Source organism: Vitreoscilla filiformis, from assembly GCF_002222655.1.
Taxonomy (GTDB): Bacteria; Pseudomonadota; Gammaproteobacteria; order Burkholderiales; family Burkholderiaceae_C; genus Ideonella; species Ideonella filiformis.
Window position 1 is genome coordinate 3,276,785 of the sequence record NZ_CP022423.1, and the last position, 17,252, is coordinate 3,294,036.

At 64.1% G+C, this 17,252-nt stretch carries 12 protein-coding genes and 1 tRNA gene; 6 read left to right on the plus strand and 7 right to left on the minus strand.

Translation table 11 applies throughout. The features are described 5' to 3' along the window. Positions 1-39: 39 nt before the first annotated feature. The 5 genes from VITFI_RS18735 to VITFI_RS15465 all read right to left on the minus strand — a co-directional run bounded on the left by VITFI_RS18735 (position 40) and on the right by VITFI_RS15465 (position 9,169). Positions 40-4,125: a ribonucleoside-diphosphate reductase subunit alpha gene (locus VITFI_RS18735; protein WP_089417739.1), complete on the minus strand. Its 4,086-nt coding sequence runs from the start codon at positions 4,123-4,125 to the stop codon at positions 40-42. A gap of 347 nt (positions 4,126-4,472) precedes the next feature. Continuing rightward, a complete protein-coding gene (ampD, locus tag VITFI_RS15450; RefSeq protein ID WP_198301523.1) occupies positions 4,473-5,096 on the minus strand; it encodes a 1,6-anhydro-N-acetylmuramyl-L-alanine amidase AmpD in 624 nt (207 codons plus the stop codon). Then, positions 5,077-6,603, minus strand: coding sequence for a sigma-54-dependent transcriptional regulator (locus VITFI_RS15455; protein ID WP_089417741.1), 1,527 nt, complete (start codon positions 6,601-6,603; stop codon positions 5,077-5,079). The genes ampD and VITFI_RS15455 overlap by 20 nt, the downstream gene beginning before the upstream one ends. A 33-nt stretch (positions 6,604-6,636) precedes the next feature. Continuing rightward, positions 6,637-8,352: a sensor histidine kinase gene (locus tag VITFI_RS15460; protein WP_089417742.1), complete on the minus strand. Its 1,716-nt coding sequence runs from the start codon at positions 8,350-8,352 to the stop codon at positions 6,637-6,639. Positions 8,353-8,368: 16 nt separating this feature from the next. Beyond that, the gene (locus VITFI_RS15465) at positions 8,369-9,169 is read right to left on the minus strand and encodes a cytochrome C assembly family protein (RefSeq protein WP_089418202.1); all 801 of its coding nucleotides are present in this window, start codon (positions 9,167-9,169) and stop codon (positions 8,369-8,371) included. A gap of 72 nt (positions 9,170-9,241) precedes the next feature. Between VITFI_RS15465 and ffh the strand changes: the two genes are divergently transcribed. Further along, the gene (gene ffh, locus VITFI_RS15470) at positions 9,242-10,621 is read left to right on the plus strand and encodes a signal recognition particle protein (protein WP_089417743.1); all 1,380 of its coding nucleotides are present in this window, start codon (positions 9,242-9,244) and stop codon (positions 10,619-10,621) included. A gap of 23 nt (positions 10,622-10,644) precedes the next feature. Here ffh and ftsY read toward each other — a convergent pair whose 3' ends face one another. Further along, the gene (gene ftsY, locus VITFI_RS15475; protein WP_232476635.1) at positions 10,645-11,547 is read right to left on the minus strand and encodes a signal recognition particle-docking protein FtsY; all 903 of its coding nucleotides are present in this window, start codon (positions 11,545-11,547) and stop codon (positions 10,645-10,647) included. A gap of 493 nt (positions 11,548-12,040) precedes the next feature. On the opposite strand from ftsY, the gene VITFI_RS15480 reads away from it, so the two are divergent. Then, positions 12,041-12,117: transfer RNA gene (locus VITFI_RS15480), tRNA-Met, on the plus strand. Between the two features lie 86 nt (positions 12,118-12,203). Then, positions 12,204-13,547: a tRNA (N6-isopentenyl adenosine(37)-C2)-methylthiotransferase MiaB gene (gene miaB / locus VITFI_RS15485; RefSeq protein WP_089417745.1), complete on the plus strand. Its 1,344-nt coding sequence runs from the start codon at positions 12,204-12,206 to the stop codon at positions 13,545-13,547. A gap of 15 nt (positions 13,548-13,562) precedes the next feature. On the opposite strand, the gene VITFI_RS15490 is transcribed toward miaB, so the two are convergent. Then, positions 13,563-13,862, minus strand: a complete 300-nt coding sequence (locus tag VITFI_RS15490) for a hypothetical protein (RefSeq protein WP_089417746.1) — start codon at positions 13,860-13,862, stop codon at positions 13,563-13,565. A gap of 132 nt (positions 13,863-13,994) precedes the next feature. Here VITFI_RS15490 and hemA point away from each other — a divergent pair, with 132 nt between their 5' ends. Genes hemA through prmC form a run of 3 tightly spaced genes read left to right on the plus strand, consistent with a single transcriptional unit; the run spans position 13,995 to position 17,224 of the window. After that, the gene (gene hemA / locus VITFI_RS15495; protein ID WP_089417747.1) at positions 13,995-15,305 is read left to right on the plus strand and encodes a glutamyl-tRNA reductase; all 1,311 of its coding nucleotides are present in this window, start codon (positions 13,995-13,997) and stop codon (positions 15,303-15,305) included. Between the two features lie 12 nt (positions 15,306-15,317). Then, the gene (gene prfA / locus VITFI_RS15500; protein WP_089417748.1) at positions 15,318-16,400 is read left to right on the plus strand and encodes a peptide chain release factor 1; all 1,083 of its coding nucleotides are present in this window, start codon (positions 15,318-15,320) and stop codon (positions 16,398-16,400) included. Beyond that, a complete protein-coding gene (gene prmC, locus VITFI_RS15505) occupies positions 16,397-17,224 on the plus strand; it encodes a peptide chain release factor N(5)-glutamine methyltransferase (protein ID WP_089417749.1) in 828 nt (275 codons plus the stop codon). Before prfA ends, prmC begins: the two co-directional genes overlap by 4 nt. Positions 17,225-17,252 lie beyond the last annotated feature (28 nt).

Consider the following 17,252-nt stretch of genomic DNA (forward strand, 5'->3'; position numbering starts at 1 on the left):
GCAAAACCCACGCCCCGAAGGCCGTGGGTCGCCCCGCCGTCACTGACAGGCTTCGCAGGTGGGATCGTCCACACCGCAGAATTTGATGTCGGTGGCCGGCACCGAGGCACTGGCCGCTGCCAGCATGGCTTGGGCCTGACGCGCCACCGCATCAAGCGCCGCTGACATGCCACCGCTCGAACCGGCCCCACCACCTTGGCTGGGCACCGCATTCAGCGCCCCGGCGGAGATGGTGGACTTCTCAGCGTGCGTCGCCCCCATGGTGCGCAGGTAGTAGGTGGTTTTGAGGCCACGCGTCCACGCCAGCTTGTAGGTGTCGTCCAGCTTTTTGCCTGAAGCGCCCGCGATGTAGATGTTGAGCGACTGCGCTTGGTCGATCCACTTCTGGCGCCGCGATGCAGCCTCCACCAACCAACGGGCATCGACCTCAAAGGCCGTGGCGTACAAGCGCTTGATTTCCTCGGGCACGCGGTCGATGCGACGCAAGCTGCCGTCGTGGTGTTTCAAGTCCATCACCATGACGCTGTCCCACAGGCCCAACTTCTTGAGGTCACGCACCAGGTACTCGTTGACCACGGTGAACTCACCCGACAAGTTGGATTTGACCGACAGGTTGCCAAAACACGGCTCGATGGACGCATCCACGCCGATGATGTTGGAGATGGTCGCCGTGGGCGCGATGGCCACGCAGTTGCTGTTGCGCATCCCGAACTGAGCGATGCGTCCGCGCAGCGCCGCCCAATCCATCGTGCTGCTGCGATCCACCTCGACATAACCGCCGCGTGCCTGGGCCAGCAGCTCCAGCGAATCCAGCGGCAGGATGCCTTGGCTCCACAGCGAACCCTCGTAGGTGCTGTAGCGGCCCCGCTCGGCGGCCAGATCGGTGCTGGCCCAATAGGCGTAGTAGCACAGTGCTTCCATGGAGCGGTCGGCGAACTCCACCGCTGCGGCACTGGCGTAAGGCGTGTGCAGTTGGTACAGCGCGTCTTGGAAGCCCATCACGCCCAGACCCACCGGACGGTGGCGCATGTTGGCAGTGCGGGCCTTGGCCACGGCGTAGTAGTTGATGTCGATGCCGTTGTCGAGCATGCGCATCGCTGTCGAGACGGTGCGCTTGAGCTTGTCGTGATCGATTTCCTTGCCGTTGGCGCCGTCCTTCAAATGCTGCGCCAAGTTCACCGAGCCGAGGTTGCAGACGGCGATTTCTTCCTCGTTGGTGTTCAGGGTGATTTCGGTACAGAGATTGCTTGAATGCACCACGCCGACATGCTGCTGCGGGCTGCGCAGGTTGCAAGCGTCCTTGAAGGTGATCCAGGGGTGGCCGGTTTCAAACAGCATGGTCAGCATCTTGCGCCACAGGTCTTTGGCCGGCAGACGCTTGAACAGCTTGATCTCGCCACGATCCACCGCCGCTTCGTAGGCCACATAAGCCTGCTCGAAGGCCGTGCCGATCTTGTCGTGCAGATCCGGGCAGGTGGAAGGTGAGAACAGCGTCCACTGGCCACCTTCCATCACCCGCTTCATGAACAGGTCGGGCACCCAGTTGGCGGTGTTCATGTCGTGGGTACGACGACGGTCATCCCCCGTGTTTTTGCGCAGCTCCAGGAATTCTTCGATGTCCAGGTGCCAGGTTTCCAAGTAGGCACACACCGCACCCTTGCGCTTGCCACCGTTGTGCGCCAGACCGGCCACGGTTTGGTAGGACTCGTCGGTGTCCACCTTCAAATCGACCACCAGGGCCTTGGGGGTGATCGGGCGCACCGAGCGCACCCGCGAGAACACCACCCCTTCGTGCTCGATCCAATTGCGCTTGCTCAGCGCTTGGCAGCCCAGGCGCTCGGCCAGCTCGGGCACGGCGGGAATGCGCAGGTCAATGCTGGTGGATTCACCGTCAAAGTGAGCCACTGAGCCATCACTGCGCACGCCATCATGCTGATGCTGGCGGGTGCGTTTCTGGCCCGACACGGGCACGCCCAGGCGCAGCATCTGATACCGCACGCCATGCGCCAGCGCCTCGGATGCCGACGTGAACGTCAGCTCCTTGCCGCGTGACACACAGCCATCGGTTTCCAACAAACCTTGCACCAAGGCCAGCGTCTGGGTGCGCGGCAGGTGCGAAAAACGCCGCGCAATGCGCTTGGCGTGGTGGCGGTCGTACAGGTCGGCATACTCGAACGGCAGCGTCGGGGCACCGGCGCCGGTGATGCGGCCCGTGGTGCCATCGCGCAGTGCGCCACGGCCAGATGCCCAGTGGATTTGCAGGTAGCTGTCCCCGCGTGCGGTTTCCCAGAAGTGGATGCCACGCTCGCTCAGGTAAGCCCGCACGAACGCCAAGTGCTCATCACGCTGCGGGTTGCCGGACACGCCCCATTGCATCGCGTCTTTGGACAGATGGCCGTCACCCAACAAAATGCCGTAGAGCCGCGCATCGTCCTCGGTGAAACCAGGCACCGACACCACTTCACGCGGGATGGCAAACCCCACGTAATCGCCCGCCACGAGCCGGCCCGACTCCACCCAAGCCGGCTGCACCTTGCCCTTGGTCAGCCACGCCTGGGTGCGCTCGCCCGCTTGTTCCATCGGCACGCCTTGCAGCGCCCAGAACGGGTGCGCGTCGGTCACTTCGATGGGTTCGATGCTGTGTTTGATGTCCAGCGCCAGCATCGGGTCGGTCTGGTTGTAGACCATCCGTTCGGTGATCTCGCGATACTGGCCGCTGTGGCCCAGCACCAAGTCACCGGGGCGCAAGTCACGGATCGGGCGGGCACCCTCGGCGGTTTGCACCAGGGTATCGGGCGCAAAACATTGGTTGACCGCCACCGCCGTGTCGTTCACCACCTTGAGGAACGGCACCACGCCTTGGCTCTTGCCGTTCGTGCCCTTGATGTAACTGCCCAGGGCGCGCACGTTCGACCAATCGTTGCCCAGACCGCCGGCAAACTTGGACAGCAGCGCGTTTTCCTTCAGCGCCTCGTAAATGCCTTCCAGATCGTCCGACACCGTGGTCAGGTAGCAGCTCGACAACTGCGAACGCCGCGTCCCCGCGTTGAACAGCGTGGGCGTGCTCGACATGAAATCGAAGCGAGAGAGCACGTTGTAGAACTCGATGGCCCGGGCCTCGCGCTCCTCTTCGTTGAGAGCCAAACCCATCGCCACCCGCATGAAGAACGCCTGCGGCATTTCGATGCGGCGCTCGCCAATGTGCAGGAAGTAGCGATCAAACAGGGTTTGCAGGCCAAGGTAATCGAACTGCAAGTCGCGCTCGGGTTGGAGCGCAGCGCCCAGGCGAGTCAGGTCAAAACTCAGCAGTTTTTCATCCAGCAGCTCGGCATTCACGCCTTCTTGGATGAACTGCGGGAAGTAGCTGGGGTAGCGCGTGGCCATTTCTTCCTGCGTCACCTCTTGGCCCAGGATGTTCTGGCGAATGGTGTGCAGCAACAGGCGGGCAGTGGCGCGGGTGTAGGCCGGATCGGTTTCGATCAGCGTCCGCGCAGCCAGAATCGCAGCCTTGTAGACCTCCTCGATGGGCACACCGTCGTAAAGGTTGCGCAGGGTTTCCGCCAGGATGGGCTCGGGGCGCACGTCTTCACCCAAGCCCGCGCAAGCCGACGACATCAGGACAGCCAACTTGGCCTCATCCAGCGGCTGACGCTGGCCGTTCACCACCACATGCAGCACGCGCTTGGCAGCGGCAGCCGCCGCCGCTGCGGCGGCAGCCTCAGCGGCCAGGCGGGCGCGCTCTTGGGCGTGGCGTTCGCGGTAGAGCACGTAGGCCCGGGCGACATCGTGGTAGCCGCCGCGCATCAGGCTCAACTCGACGTGGTCTTGCACGTCTTCAATGTGGAAGGTGCCGCCGGTCGGGCGCGAGCGCATCAGGGCGCGCACCACGATTTGCGTCAACTCCTCGACGGCTTCGCGCACCGTGACCGACGCTGCGCCTTGCGCGCCACGCACCGCCAAAAACGCCTTCATCAGCGCGGTGGTGATCTTGTGAGGCTCGAAACTGGCCACTGCGCCATTGCGGCGAATGATGTGGTAGTTCGCGTAAAGATTGGCGGTGACAGCCGGCTTGGTGGCCGGACGCTCGGCTTCAGCCACGTCGGAGCTGTAGGCGGACGATTGCATGAGACCCCTTCAGTTCAGGAAAACGACAACACCCGGGCCACCCCATGCCAGCAGCAATGCCATGGATGGGCCAGGAAAACAGTGGGAAATAGGGAAACTCGGCTGCTCTTGCGAAAAGGGCAACCCGCGTCAGTTCCGGAGCAGAACGCTCACGGCCCCGCACATAAGGGAGAGAGGGCACGCCCGACAACAGCGCACAAAAACGCGGCAAAACAACGGTGAATGTGTGCGGTAGACATGGCGGCGATTCCGAAGCAGAAGGTTAGCACAGCCAGGCCCAGACACTACATCTGGTGTCCGCCAACCCTAGAAACACTAGCGCTAGCGTCACAGTCTCTTGACAAGCCTCAGCCAAACCGCTTGGCTTCCTCAGAAACAACGGCAGCCGACAGGCTGGCAAAGCACGCCGCTGGCCAATCGAGATGAGCGCGCAATTGGGCCCAGTCAAAGCCTGGGCCTGGGTCGGCCTTGCGCCCAGGGGCCACATGCTCATGTCCCGCCACAGCCCGCAACGACGGATACCGCCGCGCCAGCGCCAACAACAAGCGCACCAAACTGGCGTACTGAGCGGGCTCAAACACGTCCCCTTCCAAGCCTTCCAGCTCGATACCGACGGCGTAATCGTTGCAATTGTCCCGCCCCTGCCACGACGAGCGTCCCGCATGCCACGCCCGCCGATCGGTGGCCACACATTGCACCACCTCGCCATCGCGGCGCACGAAAAAGTGCGCCGACACCTCCAAGCCCCGGATTTGCTCAAAAAACGGATGGGCTGTCCAATCCAACTGATTCTGAAAAAACGCTTCGACCTCGGGGCCACCGTACGTCCCCGGTGGCAAGCTGATCGAGTGCAACACCACCAAATCCACCCCGGCCTCCGGTGGACGCGGCCCATGATTCGGGGACGGCACCCAACGGGCACCGAACCACCAACCGGCGTCATTCCAAGTGTCAGAGGTCATGGGTGTCATCGACGCAATCGTCTGCGGTAATGCCCAGCCGGGCCATGCGATAGCGCATTTGTCGCAGGGTCAGGCCCAAACGCTGCCCTGCCGCCGTTCGATTGAAACCATGCTCCTGCAAAGCACGAACCAGGATGCCTCGTTCGACGTCGTCCAAATAACGCTCCAAATTGCAGGGCAGGCTGTCTGCACGGGTGGCGAACGCTGGTTCGGCTGCCGCAGGCACTGGCGGTGAAGCGATGAGCCGTGCCACCACGTCCTCTTCGGGCGGCAGCACCCACAGCCCCGCTTGTGGGGTCGAGAGAGGATCAAGCGGAAGCTCTGCGGCACCTGGCTCCGCCTCGTCCAAACCGAGATCGGCGACTTCGATCACGGCATGATCCCCCAACGCCATGGCGCGCATGAGCATGTTTTCTAACTCGCGCACATTGCCGGGAAAATCGTAGGCTTTGAGGGCCTCCTGCGCAGGCGGCGACAACGCAGGCACCATGCCCAACCCAGCCTCCTGGGCCAGGCGCGCCAGCAACGCTGCGGCCAGCAATGGCACATCGTCCCGACGCTCACGCAAGGCCGGTACGGTAATGGCGATGACGTTCAGCCGATAAAACAAATCCTGCCGAAAACGCCCAGCCGCAACTTCCACCGCCAGATCGCGATGGGTGGCGCTGACGATGCGCACGTTCAGCGGCATCTCCATCACCGCCCCAACAGGCCGCACCGCCCGCTCTTGGATGACCCGCAACAGCTTGGCTTGCATGGTCAAGGGCAAGTCGCCAATCTCGTCCAGAAACAACGTGCCATGGTTGGCGGCCTGGAAAAACCCCTCTCGGTCTTCTTGAGCCCCGGTGAACGCCCCTCGCCGGTAGCCAAAAAACTCTGCTTCGAGCAGATTTTCAGGAATCGCCCCGCAGTTGACCGCGATGAAAGGCAACGTGGCCCGCACACTGACTTCATGGATGGCCCGCGCCACCAACTCCTTGCCGGTGCCCGACTCGCCATGCACCAGCACAGGCGCCATGCTGCGCGCCACCTTTTGAACCAAGCTGCGCACTTGGCACATGGCTTGTGAAGCCCCCACCAAACGATCCAGCGCAATGCTGCGCACAGCGGTGGCCGCTGGGGCTGGGGTCTGTCCGCTCTTGCGTCCCATCGCGGCGGACACCACCCCCCGCAACTGCCGTAAATCCACGGGTTTGGTGAGATAGTCGAACGCCCCGGCTTTGAGGGCACTGACCGCGTTTTCCGCTGAACCGTACGCAGTGACCACGATCACGCGCTCCGCACGCCCGGCCTCCTCCAACCGGCGCAGCAACACCATGCCCGACTCGTCGGGCAAGCGCATGTCGGTGATCACCAGTTTGAAGCGCCGGGTTTGCAACTGCCGCCACGCTTCTTGAACACTGCCGGCAGTCTCCACCGTGTAGCCCTCACGCAGCAGGGTCAACTCGTACAACGTCAGCAGATCGGGTTCGTCATCCACCACCAGGATGGCATCGGCGCGGGAAATGTCAGTCATGGCCTCCTCAAGACGTTGCAGGCGCGCACGCACTCAGCGAGCCCCAGGCCACGCTGCCCGCCGCATGACCACGCTGAACACATTGGGGTGCGATGTGTCAGGGCGGTGTTGGTAATCGATCATGGCACCATGCCGCTGGCACAGCTCACGGCAGATGTACAGCCCCAGCCCAGTGCCCCGGCTGCGCGTCGAGTGGAAAGGCTCGAACAAGTAACGCTCCACATCGGGCGCGATGGGCTCACCTTGGCTCCCGACCCACAAGCGCACATGCGCCACGCCCTCATCGGACACCCCCAACCACACCGCCTCCGGTGCGGATGCGGTATGACGCCGTGCGTTGTCCAGCAGGTTCACCACCACACGGCGCAAATGGTGAACATCGAAGAACACCCCGACCGGCCCAGGGGGCAGCGTCAGCCGCAGCAGGCTGCCTGGACTGCGTGCCACCCCGGCGGTGCGGCACCACTCCTGCACGATGGCCTCGGTTTCAGTCGCCAAGTCCAGCACGCTCGACGCCACGCTGCCAGCAGGCGCCGCCTCCAACACGTCCTCCACGATGCGCTTGAGCCGCTCGACGTTGTCCGCCACGATGCGCCCGAGCAATTGCTGATCAGGGCGCAACTCGTCCTCCATGAACAACTCATTGGCCTGCGCAATGGCGGCCAACGGGTTGCGAATCTCATGCGCCACACTGGCGGCCATGCGCCCCATCGTCATGAGGCGCTCCTGCCGCTGGCGCGCTTCCACGCTGCTGGACTCTTCCAAAAACACCACCGCCAACCCCTGCGGATCGGCCGGCGGCGCCCCCGACACACTCGATGCCACTGGTCGCTGCGTACAACGGATGCGCATGCGAATGGCGCGGGGTGGATGGTGCTCGTAGGTCAACGTCAGATCGGTGCCCACAGGAGGCCAGTGCCCCGAAGAAAACGCCCGTTCCACATCACGCCACAGCATCCACCAGCCTGGCCGATCCTGCAACGAAAACGGTGCCTCGGGGCCATCCCCCTCCCCTTGTTCAGCCAGCAACGCCCGGGCTGCCGGATTGGCCACCCGCACACTGGCTTGAGCATCCACCACCAGAATGCCTTCGGCCATTTCATCGATCACCAACCGGTTGAGTTCGGCTTGTTGCCGCGCCATCGCCAGGCTGTGGAAGGCCGTTCGTTCTTCGCTGGCGGCCCAGTTGGCCAACTGTCCGGCCACCAGGGTGATGATGAACAGCCCCCCGCCCGCCAAACCCGATTGCATCAACAAGCCCGCCACATCCCCGCCCTGAGCGGCGCGATCCAGCGCCACGCCCAGCATCACCAGCGTCACCGCAGCGGAGGTGGCCAGGGCGGGCAGCCAAGTACACAGCACCCCAGCCATCAGCACGGGCAACACCAGCAACGCAGCGAAGTTGAAGGAGGAGTTGTTGTCCAGCGCGTGCAAGGCACTGAAGACCAAGACATCGGCCCCAATCGTCAGCCACCACTGGCGCATGTCGATGCGGCCACGCACCAGCGTGCGCACCTTGGGCCACAACCACACCCCCAGCGCCTGCGCAGCATAAGCGCCACAAATGAGCAGCGAGGCCCCCGGTTCACCACGCCGCAGCACGAACCAAGGCAGCACCTGCATCACCACCAGCGACAACCCCAGCACCGCCCGGGCTGACACATACGTCGCCAACAGCTCGTGAATCTGCTCTTCTGAGCGCCAACTGCGGGACAGCAGGTTGTCAGGCAAGGCCGATGGCGTACTCATCCGACATCCACCCCGATCATTGCGCCCGGTGCAGCAGCACTTCCATCACGAACCGCGAGCCCACGTAAGCCAGCAGCAGCAGCAACGCCCCGGCGTAAATCCAGCGCGTGGCCCGTCGTCCGCGCCAGCCACGCCAAATGCGCCCGGCCACCAAGTGGGCGAAGGTCATCCACCCCAGCAGGGACAGCACCGTCTTGTGATCCCAGCGCCACTGCCCGGAAAACACCCCCAGCAACAGCGCCGCCGTCAGCACGGCAAACCCAGCTTCAACAAAACGGAACGTCAAGCGCTCCAAACGCAGCAAAGGCAGGCCGAACGTGGCCGTCACCGGGGCATGCGACTGGCGCTGGCGCAAGTGGCGGTCGGTGGTGTCCAGCATCAGGGCATGCAACACAGCGGCGCCGAACAGGCCATACGACGTCAGGCCCAACAGCCAGTGCAAGGGCGCTAGGCTGGAATGCGCCACCATCGGCAGCTCCCCCGGAAAGACCCAGGCCAAGCCGACCACCACGACCCCGCCCACCGCCAACGCCCGCCGCACCCCCGCCACGGGCAGCAGGTGGCTCTCGATGCCATGCACCAACAGCACCAGCCACCCAGTGAGCGACAACACCGGCGCAAAACCGATGCGCCAGCCCGCTTGCGTGGCATCAAACACACCGGCAGACACCAGCAGCACCACACCGTGCAGCAACCAGCCCAAATGCAGAGCCCGGACGGGCCAGGCACGTTCAGCCGCAACCGGTGCCGCTGCCGCCGCGTAGGCCAACAGCGTCAAAGCAACCCAGGGCGTTCCAGGGGGGGCAGATAAAATCATCGCCACAGTTTACTGGCGCCCATGAGCCGCACCGTGTGTCTCAGGCGTTGCAGTGCAGCAACCGCTCACCTCATGGCCTCTTCACTCACCGAACGTCTATCGCGCCTGGTCAAAACCATGCGCGGCCAAGCCCGCATCACCGAAGACAACGTGCAGGACATGCTGCGCGAAGTGCGCATGGCGCTCCTCGAAGCCGACGTGGCCTTGCCCGTGGTGCGGGACTTCATCGCCCGCGTCAAGGAAAAGGCGCTGGGCCAAGAAGTGATGGGCTCGCTCAACCCCGGCCAATTGCTGGTGAGCATCGTTCACAAAGAACTGGCCACCACCATGGGCGAAGGCGTGGCAGACATCAACCTCGCCGCCCAGCCGCCCGCCATCATCCTCATGGCTGGTCTGCAAGGCGCGGGTAAAACCACCACCACCGCCAAGCTTGCCAAGCACCTGATCGAAAAGCGCCGCAAGAAGGTGTTGACCGTCTCGGCGGACGTGTACCGCCCCGCCGCCATTGAGCAGCTCAAGACCGTCACCAAACAAGCCGGGGCGGAATGGTTCCCCTCGCAGCCGGATCAAAAGCCGCGTGACATCGCCCTGGCCGCCGTCGATTACGCCAAAAAGCACTACTTCGACGTGCTGCTGTTCGACACCGCTGGCCGCCTGGCCATCGACGAAGCGTTGATGGCCGAAATCCGCGACCTGCACGCCACCCTGAAGCCGGTAGAAACGCTGTTCGTGGTGGACGCCATGCAGGGCCAAGATGCGGTCAACACCGCCAAGGCCTTCAAGGAAGCGCTGCCGCTGACCGGCATCATCCTCACCAAACTCGATGGCGACTCGCGTGGTGGTGCGGCCCTGTCGGTGCGTCAAATCACTGGGGCGCCGATCAAGTTTGCGGGCGTGTCGGAAAAGATTGACGGGCTGGAAGTCTTCGATGCCGACCGCCACGCTGGGCGCGTGCTGGGCATGGGGGACATCGTCGCCCTGGTCGAGGAAGTGCAAAAGGGCGTCGATCTGGACGCGGCCAAGAAGCTGGCCGACAAGATGCGCTCGGGCGACAACTTCGACCTGACCGACTTCCTCTCCCAACTCGGGCAGATGAAGAAGATGGGCGGTTTGTCCAGCCTGGTGGACAAACTCCCGACCCAACTCGCCGCCAAAGCCGGCCAAGCCGACATGGCCCGCGCCGAACGCGACATGCGCCGCATGGAAGGCATCATCCTGTCAATGACGCCACTGGAGCGCAGCAAACCCGAACTGATCAAGGCGAGCCGCAAACGCCGCATCGCGGCCGGGGCGGGCGTTCAGGTGCAGGAAGTCAACCGCCTGCTCAACCAGTTTGAGCAGATGCAAGGCATGATGAAGAAGATCAAAGGCGGCGGCTTGATGAAAATGATCAAGCGCATGGGCGGCATGAAAGCCATGAAAGACATGCTGCCGCCCGGCATGGGCCGATAAAGGCCCACCCCTGCACACCCCAATCAGCTCAGCAGCGCTTTCGCAAACTCGCGGGCGCTGAAGGTTTGCAGGTCTTCCAGCTTCTCGCCCACACCGATGAAGTAAACCGGGATCGAACCGAGCTGGCGCTCGCGTGACCACAACGCGATCGCCGCCAGCACGCCACCCTTGGCGGTGCCGTCCAACTTGGTGACGACGAGGCCGGTCAGCGTCAACGCTTCATCAAACGCCTTCACTTGGTTGAGCGCGTTTTGGCCGGTGTTGCCATCGACGACCAAGAGCACTTCGTGCGGCGCGGTGGCGTCCGCCTTGGCGATGACGCGGCGCACTTTGCGCAGCTCTTCCATCAGGTGCAACTGCGTCGGCAACCGGCCAGCGGTATCGGCGATCACCACGTCGCAGCCGCGTGCGCGGCCAGCGTTGACGGCGTCAAAACTCACCGACGCCGGATCGCCGCCCTCTTGGGAGACGATTTCCACGCGGTTGCGATCCGCCCACACCGACAGTTGCTCCCGTGCAGCGGCGCGGAACGTGTCCGCTGCGGCCAGCAGCACACGGCAGTCGGCTGCCGCCAAATGGTGGGTGAGTTTGCCGATGCTGGTGGTCTTGCCCGCACCGTTGACGCCCACCACCATCATCACCGTGGGTGTGTACTCACCCACAACCAGCCCCCGCTCCAGCGGGCCCAACAGTTCGGTGATGGCCTCGATGAGCAGTTCGCGCACCTGTTGAGGGTCGGTGGCCTTGGCTTCCTTGACACGCCGGCGCAGATCTTTCAGCAAGAACTCGGTGGCTTTCACGCCCGCGTCGGCTTGCAACAAAGCGGTTTCCAGCTCCTCGTACATTTCCTCGGTGAGCTGGGTGCCCGTGAACACCTGGGCGATGGCCGAGCCGGTGCGCGACAAACCCTTACGCAATCGGGCCATCCACCCCTCACGCTCTGGCGGCGGCGCGGGGGCCGGTTCGGGCGACGGGGACGGTGCCACCACAGGAGCCACCCCTACAGGCGGCGGCACCTCCACAGGCACCGGACTCGGAGCAACTGGTGCAACCACAGCGGCAGGAACCACCGGGACGGACGGAGCAGCGACCGGAGCCGCGACCACCACTGCTGGCGTTGCCGTGGGGGCAGGTGCAACCGCAACGGGAACCTCAGGCGAAGATGCTGGAGCCGTCGGCTCAACGGGCGGTGCGACCTCAGGTGCAGGGGCCGGCGAGCCTCGGAATTCAGCGATCTTCCGACGAATGAAACTGAACATGCGGAAATCGAAGGAAAAAACGGGTATGGCTGTGCATCTTGCCTCAACTGCCCCCCCGCTTCGCAGTGCTTTTTGCCTTGGCCTTTGAAAATTTTTTGCATTTTTTTCATCAACCACTTGCCAAAAAGCCGAAATCACTTCTAGAATGCGAAGCTTCTGAGGCGCTTTAGCTCAGCCGGTTAGAGCGACGGAATCATAATCCGCAGGTCCGGGGTTCGAATCCCTGAAGCGCCACCAAGATTCAACGGCCCGAACATGCAAATGTTCGGGCCGTTTCTGTTTGTCCAGCGCCCTGGCTCTACCCCAGCTTTCGCCCTGCCGCCATGAGCAAAAAAGTCTTCATCCGCACCTTCGGCTGCCAAATGAACGAGTACGACTCGGACAAGATGCGCGACGTTTTGAACGCCGCCGAAGGCTACGAACTTACCCAAGACGTTGAAGAGGCCGACCTGGTGCTGTTCAACACCTGTTCGGTGCGCGAAAAAGCCGCCGAAAAAGTGTTCTCCGATCTGGGCCGAGTCAAGCATCTGAAGAAAAAAGGCGTGCTGATCGGCGTGGGCGGCTGTGTGGCCAGCCAGGAAGGCGCAGCCATCATCGAGCGGGCACCCTTCGTCGATCTGGTGTTCGGCCCGCAAACGCTGCACCGCCTGCCGCAGATGATCGAGCAGCGTCAAAGCCAGCGCCGCGCCCAGGTGGACATCAGCTTCCCCGAAATCGAGAAGTTCGACCACCTGCCCCCAGCGCGGGTCGAAGGCGCCAGCGCGTTTGTTTCCATCATGGAAGGCTGTTCGAAGTACTGCACTTACTGCGTGGTGCCGTACACGCGGGGTGAGGAAGTGTCGCGCCCGTTCGAGGATGTGCTGACCGAAGTCGCCGGCTTGGCCGACCAAGGCGTCAAGGAAGTCACGCTGCTGGGCCAGAACGTCAACGCCTATCGCGGCACGATGGGCGGCACCGCCGAGATCGCCGACTTCGCTTTGCTGCTCGAATACGTCGCCGACATCCCTGGCATCGAGCGCATCCGCTACACCACCAGCCACCCGAACGAGTTTACGCAGCGCCTCATTGATGTGTACGCCAAGGTGCCGCAGTTGGTGAACCACCTGCATCTGCCGGTGCAGCATGGCTCGGATCGCATCTTGATGGGCATGAAGCGCGGTTACACGGTGCTCGAATACAAGAGCACGATCCGCAAACTGCGCGCTGTGCGGCCGGACATCAGCCTGTCCACCGACTTCATCGTCGGCTTCCCCGGCGAAACCGAGGACGACTTTGCCAAGCTCATGAAACTGGTCGACGACGTCGGCTTTGACGCCTCGTTCAGTTTCATCTACAGCCCGCGCCCCGGCACCCCGGCCGCGTCGCTGGAAGATGACACGCCGCACGAAGTCAAACTCAAGCGCCTGCAAACCTTGCAAGCGCGGCTGGAGGAGAACGTCGCCGCCATCAGCCAGAAGCGCGTGGGCACGGTGCAGCGCATTTTGGTGGAAGGCCCGTCCCGCAAAGACCCGAACGAGTTGATGGGGCGCACCGAGTGCAACCGCATCGTCAACTTCCCGGCGCCGGCGCGGCTTATTGGCCAGATGGTAGACGTGACGATCACCAGCGCCCTGCCCCACTCGCTGCGCGGCGAGGTGGTGCAACGTGAGGGCGTGTTGGCGTCTTGATGCGCCGGGAGCGTGTCAGTGCCCCGCCTCCAGCGGTAGCCGACGCAACCCGAACCACCACAACGCCAGCGCCACACTGACCACCATGAGCACATAGGTGCCCATGCGGCCATCGCGCTCCAGCACCACCAAACCGAGCAACAGGGCCAGCATGCCTGCGCTGCTGGCTTTGAGCGCCAACATGCGCCAGCGCACGCCCACAGCCGCGAGGCGGCGATGCCAAAACAGCCACGTCAGGCTGCTGGCCAACCCTCCCACCACCACACCGGGGGCGAAAAAATTGGCGAGATGCAACAAAGCGTCGAGCAGACCCATGCGTGGTTCAGTGTGGAGAGAAAAATCTGCCGCGCCCGGTGGCCGTCTGGGTTGACTCGCATCAAGCCTGGCAACCTCAGCGAGCCATCGCGGCTCGCGCAGCGCAAAGCTCGAATTTTATAATCTGCCCCCATGACGTGCTTTGCCATCGGGCTCAATCATCACACCGCCCCGCTCGACTTGCGTGGGCGGTTCGCGTTTTCGCCCGAGCAGCTGCCCCAGTCGCTGCGCGCCCTGCGGGATCATCTGGCACGGGCGCTGCCCGAAGCGGCCATTCTCTCCACCTGCAACCGCACTGAGCTGTACGTGGCCGCCGGCCACCCGGCGCGTGCGGCGGAAATCGTCCGGCCAACGCTGGAATGGCTCGCCGCCCACGGCATGGTGGACACCTCTCAGCTCAGCCATCACACCTACGTGCTGGAGAACCGCGAGGCGGCGCGCCATGCGTTTCGCGTCGCGTCGGGGCTGGATTCGATGGTGCTGGGCGAGCCGCAAATTCTCGGCCAGATGAAACAAGCCGTGCGCGGCGCCGACGAAGCCGGCACCCTGGGCACCACGCTGCACCAGTTGTTCCAGCGCTCGTTTTCGGTGGCCAAAGAGGTGCGCACCTCGACGGAAATCGGCACGCACTCGATCAGCATGGCCGCCGCCACCGTGCGCCTGGCCGCGCAGTTGTTCGAAGATCTGCGGGACATCAAAGTGCTGTTCGTCGGCGCGGGCGAGATGATCGAGTTGGTGGCCACGCACTTTGCGGCGCGAGAACCCAAGCTCATGGCGGTGGCCAACCGCACGCTGGAACGCGGGGAAAAACTCGCCAACCGCTTCAGCGCCCAAGCCCTGCGCTTGGCCGATCTGACCAGCCGGTTGCATGAATTCGATGCGGTGATCTCGTGTACCGCCAGCGCCCTGCCCATCATCGGTTTGGGCGCGGTGGAGCGCGCCCTCAAGCAGCGGCGGCATCGGCCTATGTTCATGGTGGATCTGGCGGTGCCTCGGGACATCGAACCCGAAGTGGCCCAGCTCTCGGACGTGTACCTGTACACGGTGGACGACCTCACCGCCGTGGTGCAAACGGCCAGCGAGAAACGCCAAGCCGCCGTCGAGCAGGCCGAAGCCATCATCGATGCGGGGGTGCAGAGTTTTGCGCACTGGATGGATCAGCGGGCCAGTGTGCCGCTCATCCAAGCCCTGAACCGCCAAGCGGAAGAATGGCGCAGCGCCGAGTTGGCACGCGCCCACAAACTGCTGGCCCGGGGCCACAACGTGGACGAGGCGCTGGAAGCGCTCGCCAAAGGTCTGACCCAAAAATTGCTGCACGGCGCCCTGGCCGAACTGCACGCCAGCGAAGGCGAACAACGCCATCAAACGGCAGAATTCATCTCGCGCCTGTTCCTGCGCCAAAGCACCCGCAACCCGGCCGCCGATGGCGACGCCACCGCCTGACGCCGCCCGCCCATGAAAGATTCTCTGCGGCTGCAATTGCAGCGCCTGGCCTTTCGCCTGAGCGAACTGGACGCCAACCTGGCCGATCCGCAGGTGATGGCGGACATGAAACGCTTCCGCACCCTGGCCCGCGAACAGGCCGAAGCCGCCGAGGTGGTGGGGCTGTTCAAACGCTACGAAGCCCGCGAGCACGACGTGGCCAGCGCCCGCGAGCTGCTCGACGATGCGGACATGGCCGACATGGCCCGCGAGGAAATCACCCAAGCCCAAGCCGATTTGGACGCGCTGCACGCGCAGTTGCAAACCGCCTTGCTGCCGCGTGACCCGGATGACGAGCGCAACGCGTTCCTCGAAATCCGCGCCGGGACGGGGGGCGAAGAATCCGCCCTGTTCGCGGCCGATTTGGCGCGCATGTACCTGCGTTTTGCCGAAAGCCAAGGCTGGCGCACCGAGGTGATGAGCGAAAACGCTTCCGACCTGGGAGGCTACAAAGAGCTGGTGCTGCGCGTCGAAGGCGAGAGCGTTTACGGGCGGCTGAAGTTTGAATCGGGCGGACATCGGGTGCAGCGCGTGCCGGCGACGGAATCACAAGGGCGCATCCACACCAGCGCCTGCACGGTGGCGGTGATGCCGGAACCCGATGAGGCCGAGGAAATCACCCTCAACCCGGCTGAGTTGCGCATCGACACCTTCCGCGCCAGCGGCGCCGGCGGCCAGCACATCAACAAGACGGACAGCGCCATCCGCATCACTCACTTGCCCACCGGGCTGGTGGCCGAATGCCAGGATGACCGCTCGCAACACCGCAACAAGGCCAAGGCCATGGCCGTGCTGCAAGCGCGCCTGCGCGACAAAGAGCGCAACGAGCGCCAAGCCAAGGAAGCGGCCACGCGCAAGGCGCTGGTCGGCTCAGGGGATCGGTCGGATCGCATCCGCACCTACAACTTTCCGCAGGGCCGCCTCACCGACCATCGCATCAACCTGACGCTCTACAAGCTGGATGCGATCATGAACGGTGACCTGGCCGAAGTGTTCGCTGCGCTGCAAGCCGCCCGCGCCCAACAACAGCTCGCCGAACTGGAAGGCAGCGCATGACGCGCCCCCGCACCGCCGACGGGTTGCTGCACCACGCCCGGGCGCTCGGTTTGGATCGTTGGGAAGCCCAGCGTCTGCTCGAACACCTGAGCGGGCACAACCGCACCTGGTGGGTGATGCACGGCGATGAACCGCTGGCCGAGGCCCTGATCGACGCCTTTTGGCACGCCTGCCAGCGCCGCAGCGCGGGCGAACCGCTGGCCTACGTGGTCGGCGAACAAGAGTTTCACGGTTTGACCTTGCAGGTCACCCCCGCTGTGCTGGTGCCGCGCCCGGATACCGAAACCCTCGTCGATTGGGCCTTAACCTGCCTGCCCGCGCTGGGGCCACGCCCGCGCATCGTGGATTTGGGCACGGGCAGCGGCGCCATCGCGCTGGCGCTGCGCCACCGTTGGCCCAGCGCCGAGGTGGTGGCGGTGGACATCAGCGCCGAAGCGCTGGCCGTCGCCCAAGGCAACGGGGCGCGCTTGGGGTTGCCGGTCGATTGGCGCCTCAGCCATTGGTGGGACGCTCTGGCGGGCGAGCGCTTTGACCTCATCGTCTCCAATCCCCCCTACATCGCGGAGGACGATCCGCACCTGCCCGGCCTGCGCCACGAACCGCTGGGCGCCCTCACCCCCGGCGGGGATGGGTTGGATGCGTACCGCCACATCCTCGCCGGTGTGGGTGAGCATCTGGCACCGGGCGGCTGGGTGCTGTTTGAACATGGCTGGGATCAAGCACCCGCCGTGCAAACCCTGCTGACCCAAGCCAGCCTGCGCAACGTGCAAAGCCGTGCCGATCTGGCCGGCCACCTGCGGTGCAGCGGCGGCCAAAACCCTTAGGCCGCGCCGTGCTGAACGGTGGCGTATA

What these genes read in the sequence shown, in the direction of transcription:
- VITFI_RS18735 (WP_089417739.1), bottom strand. Translation starts at nt 4,125, where the DNA reads ATGCAATCGTCCGCCTACAGCTCCGACGTGGCTGAAGCCGAGCGTCCG.
- ampD (WP_198301523.1), bottom strand. Translation starts at nt 5,096, where the DNA reads ATGACACCCATGACCTCTGACACTTGGAATGACGCCGGTTGGTGGTTC.
- VITFI_RS15455 (WP_089417741.1), bottom strand. Translation starts at nt 6,603, where the DNA reads ATGACTGACATTTCCCGCGCCGATGCCATCCTGGTGGTGGATGACGAA.
- VITFI_RS15460 (WP_089417742.1), bottom strand. Translation starts at nt 8,352, where the DNA reads ATGAGTACGCCATCGGCCTTGCCTGACAACCTGCTGTCCCGCAGTTGG.
- VITFI_RS15465 (WP_089418202.1), bottom strand. Translation starts at nt 9,169, where the DNA reads ATGATTTTATCTGCCCCCCCTGGAACGCCCTGGGTTGCTTTGACGCTG.
- ffh (WP_089417743.1), top strand. Translation starts at nt 9,242, where the DNA reads ATGGCCTCTTCACTCACCGAACGTCTATCGCGCCTGGTCAAAACCATG.
- ftsY (WP_232476635.1), bottom strand. Translation starts at nt 11,547, where the DNA reads ATGGCCCGATTGCGTAAGGGTTTGTCGCGCACCGGCTCGGCCATCGCC.
- miaB (WP_089417745.1), top strand. Translation starts at nt 12,204, where the DNA reads ATGAGCAAAAAAGTCTTCATCCGCACCTTCGGCTGCCAAATGAACGAG.
- VITFI_RS15490 (WP_089417746.1), bottom strand. Translation starts at nt 13,862, where the DNA reads ATGGGTCTGCTCGACGCTTTGTTGCATCTCGCCAATTTTTTCGCCCCC.
- hemA (WP_089417747.1), top strand. Translation starts at nt 13,995, where the DNA reads ATGACGTGCTTTGCCATCGGGCTCAATCATCACACCGCCCCGCTCGAC.
- prfA (WP_089417748.1), top strand. Translation starts at nt 15,318, where the DNA reads ATGAAAGATTCTCTGCGGCTGCAATTGCAGCGCCTGGCCTTTCGCCTG.
- prmC (WP_089417749.1), top strand. Translation starts at nt 16,397, where the DNA reads ATGACGCGCCCCCGCACCGCCGACGGGTTGCTGCACCACGCCCGGGCG.